Source organism: Aeromonas aquatilis (assembly GCF_054052405.1).
Map to the genome: position 1 here is coordinate 1 of NZ_JBSTYP010000116.1, position 4,070 is coordinate 4,070.

Genomic DNA, 4,070 nt, shown 5'->3' on the forward strand with positions numbered 1-4,070 from the left:
TTGAAAGGCTGGGGTATCCATGATGGTAGACCTCAAGGTGATGGCCTACTTCAAGCTTAGCCTTTCAACACGTAATTGGGACATAGCCATAGAAAAGCCCCCATGTAAAGAGGCTGTCATAGACAGCCTCTTCTATTTTATCACCGTCTGTCCACGGCTCGCCTCATCTGAACGCAGGGAAAAAGGGGGAGGGGAGCCGCTTTTACACCGGTTCGGAGGGGGCTGCTACGTGTCTGCCGATGTTACTAGAGCGGCTTGCGGCAATGATTCAACGCGTTTAGCGGCTTATTTTATAAAAATGTTTGTCTATAAAATAACGATGTTTTGTCGCCAGAGAGGGCAACACTTGCCGGGTGGCCATCTCCCCAAGGCTTGCCGAGCCTCTCCGATCCGCTGACCGATCATGTGAACGCAATAAAAAGCCGCTCATACAGGTGAGCGGCTTTGCTGGATCCTCTTCCTTTAAGCGGACTGCTTGCCCTCTTCGGCGGGAGGTGGCGGCAGGGCGCCGGAGTTGTTGGATTCGACCTTCTGCTCCTCCCCCTGCATGTTCTTGATGTAGACATCCATCTGGTTGAAGGCGATCTCGATGCCGTTCTCGCGGAACAGCTGATCGATTTTGCGGTTCAACTCGTCCACTGCCGGGTTGCGATCCCCCAGTTCGCTCACGAAGAAGCGCAGCTCGTGATCCAGGGTGCTGGCGCCAAAGGTGAGGAAGTAGACGATGGGGGCCGGCTCCTTCAGCACCCGGCTGTTTTCATCGGCCGCCTGTTTGAGCAGGGTGCGGGTCAGCTCCAGATCCGAGCCATACGCCACGCCCACCCGCACGATCACCCGGGTGACAGTGTCACTCAGCGACCAGTTGATGAGCCGTTCTGTCATCAACTGCTGGTTGGGGATAATCACCTCCTTGCGGTCGAAGTCGGTCAGGGTGGTGGCACGGATACGGATTTTGGAGACGGTACCGGAGAAGGAGCCGATGGTGACGGTGTCACCGATCCGCACCGGGCGTTCGAACAGGATGATGATGCCGGAGACGAAGTTGGAGAGGATCTCCTTCATGCCGAAACCGATACCGACCGACAGACCACCCGCTACCCACTGCAGCTTGTCCCACTGCACACCCATCATGGAGAGGGCGGTCAGGGAGCCGAAGCCGATCAGCACGTAGTTAAGCATGGTGGTGATGGCGTAGGCCGTCCCCTGAGCCAGATTGAGCTTGGAGAGCACCAGCACCTCCAGCAAGCCCGGCAGGTTGCGCGCCAGTGACCAGGCACCGCCGAGCAGCAGGAAGCCGATCAGTACGTCACTCAGGCTGATGGGGAACAGCACGGCGTTGGCGCCGGTGCCTTCACTGCGGTGCCACAGCACCATGCTGTCGAGGTAGGAGAAGACCGCCACCAAATCGGACCAGAGCCAGTAGAAGGCGACGCCGAAGATCAGCATCAGCACGGTACGGGTCAGACGCAGGGACTGCTGGCTGACATCCTCCAGATCCATGGGCTGCTCTTCGATGGACTCGCCCCCTTCCGCATCTTCCGAAGATTTGTGCTCACGCTTGGCCACCGCACGGCGGTAGGCCAGACGACGGGCAGCCAGCTCAAGACCACGCAGGGCGGTGCGGTAGACCAGGCTCCAGATGATGATGAGGTAGAAGGATTCGATCAGGCGACCGGTCAGCTTCAGCGCGGTGTAGTAGTAACCGAGCATCGCCAGCACGATCAGCGCTACCGGTGCCAGCGACAGGGCGATGGCGATCAGTGACTTCTGCATGCTCGCCTCGCCCTTGATGCGGGCGCGGGAGATGGGGAACACCAGATAGGCGGTCAGCCCCAGCAGGGCCAGGGTCATGGCCTGGCCGATCACGTCGTTACCCAAGGTGGAGGGTTCAACCACCGCCTTGGTCGCGAGCATGATCAGCGGCAGCAGTGGCAACCAGAGGTAGCGCATGCTGCTGTGCTTGGCCTGCAGTTCCGCTTTCGGGATCCGGAAGTGGGTTTCGGCGATGCCACCCGGGCGCATCACCGCCAGATAGACGCTGAACACCAGATAACCGAGGGCGAGGTTCAGGGTGATCTGGAACATCAGCTTGGGACTGAGCAGACCGCAGTAGGTGAGCAGCAGACCGCCAGCCAGAATAAACAGGCTGCCCGGCAGGCGCTGCAGCACGGTGTAGAAGAGAGCAACAGGAGTGTGCCACTGGTTGTCCTGACGGAAGCGACCAAGGTGCTTGGCGATCTTCTTCTGGTGCTCGGCAAGAGCTGGGCGCTTCCAGACCAGCAGGCCGCCGATCAGCAGCAGCGGGAAGGCGAGCAGGGAGATCCCCAGCAGCTCTTCGCGCCAGCGTTTCCAGTCCGGCTTCAATACCCAGTCGGAGGCCTGTTTATAGGCCTGGGCGGGCCAGCTGATAAACCACTTGCCATCGATGGGCTTGTTGCTGCTTACCCAGAAGATGTGTTGCTGCAGGGTAAATTCGACAGAGGCATAGACCCGCGCCAGCTGCTGCTGGGTCAGCTGCAGGCTGATGGCGTTGGTGAGCTGGCTGTCGAGTTGGCGGTTGAGCTGATCGAGCAGATTGATACGGGTGTCGAGCTGCTTGGCAAGGCTGGCCTTGTCCTCCTCGCTGACCGGTTCCTTGCTGCTGGCGATCAGGTTGTCCAGATAGAGGTTCTTCTGGAACAGCTGGTCACGTTGCTGGCTCAGTTCGAACTGGGCCAGATGCAGATCGGCGATCTGCTCTTCCAGGTTTTTGACGGCGATGGTGGGCGCCGCTTCCAGCTGCTGATAGAGCTGATAGAGGATGCGTGACAGCAGCAGATTGCCCTTGAGCATCTGCACCTGTTCATTGAGGTTGCGCTCGGTCTGGATGCCGCGCTCCAGCCAGCTCTTGGCTTGCAGGTTTTTTTGTACCAGCGAGTTGAGGCTGGTGGTGGCACCGATCAGCTGTTGGCTGAGCTGGTGATTGAGCTCCTGTTCTTTTTGCACCAACGGGCTGTCTTCGGTCGCCACCAGTTCACCGGTCTGCTCGGCGGTTTTTTCGGTGTCGCCGAGGCGTTTGGCGCTGCTCTGATCCTGCAACAGCTGCAGTTTCTGCTCTTCGCTGGCGAGACGGGCATTCTGGTAGTCGCGCTGCTTGATCGCCAGATCCTGCATGCTGGTACGGTTATCCAGCTCCTTTTGCAGGTGGGCCAGCTGCAGGTCGAGCAGGGCCAGCTCGGCACCGAGCTTCATCTTCTCGGCGCTGGAGACGCTTTCACCGACGTTGAGGCGGGTACGGATCTCCTGACTGCGCTGGTAGGCACGGCTCATGCTGGCCTGGGCCCGCTCCGGCAGGGTCTGCAAGCTGGTGAGCTGGCTGCCGATGGCGCCGAGGGCCTCCTGGGCCGCCTGCATGTTGGCCAGCACTTCCGGCTGACGGCTGTCGAGCTCTGCCAGACTCATGCTGGCGTATTCGCTCTTGATCTGCTCGGCACTCTTGCCCTTGGTCAGGGCATCGAGCTTGGCGCTGATCTCTCTGAGCTCGGTGGGCAGGTTGCGGATCCGCTGGGCCTGGGTCTTGGCCTTCGCCTCTTCCTTGTCGATGCTGTCGAGCAAGGCGAGGGTGTCGGTCAGCAACTTCTGATCCGCTTGCTGACTGATGGTCAGGGTCTCTGATTTACCCAGACCATCCAGCGCTCGCTGAACAGCGTTGCGAGAGGGAACATCTTGCGCCATGGCTTGCGGGACGCAGAGGCTGGCGAGGAGACAGAGCAGCGGCAACAGGGTAGCCGAGACTCTTTTAAAACGTATTGAGGGCATATAACTTCCGGGTTATTACGCGATATTCGGGAGATTTCCCGCATAGATTAAATCCGCGGGGATTCTAACACCGGGCTTGTCAGGTAAGCAGGGGGGAGGGATAAAAAAAAGGCTATGTCCCAATTACGTGTTGCATGGGGTGCCCCAGCGCCTCATGCAAACATGCTTTGATATTCACGCTCCTCCCGTAACGCTCCAGCATCCTGCGCCAACCCAGGTAATTCTTCAGGTAGTGCGTCGCCACGCCATGGAAACGCTCCATCCACTCTTTC

At 59.3% G+C, this 4,070-nt stretch carries 1 protein-coding gene and 1 pseudogene; both read right to left on the bottom strand.

The genetic code is table 11. From position 1 onward, the window contains the following. Window positions 1-462: 462 nt before the first annotated feature. A complete protein-coding gene (gene mscK / locus ACW5W8_RS23320; RefSeq protein WP_498630783.1) occupies window positions 463-3,798 on the bottom strand; it encodes a mechanosensitive channel MscK in 3,336 nt (1,111 codons plus the stop codon). 112 nt (window positions 3,799-3,910) lie between these two features. Then, window positions 3,911-4,070, bottom strand: a pseudogene (locus ACW5W8_RS23325) (IS1595 family transposase); the annotation flags it as partial.

Bases quoted from the DNA above. Each gene is read 5' to 3' on its own strand.
- mscK (WP_498630783.1), bottom strand. From the start codon at position 3,798: ATGCCCTCAATACGTTTTAAAAGAGTCTCGGCTACCCTGTTGCCGCTG.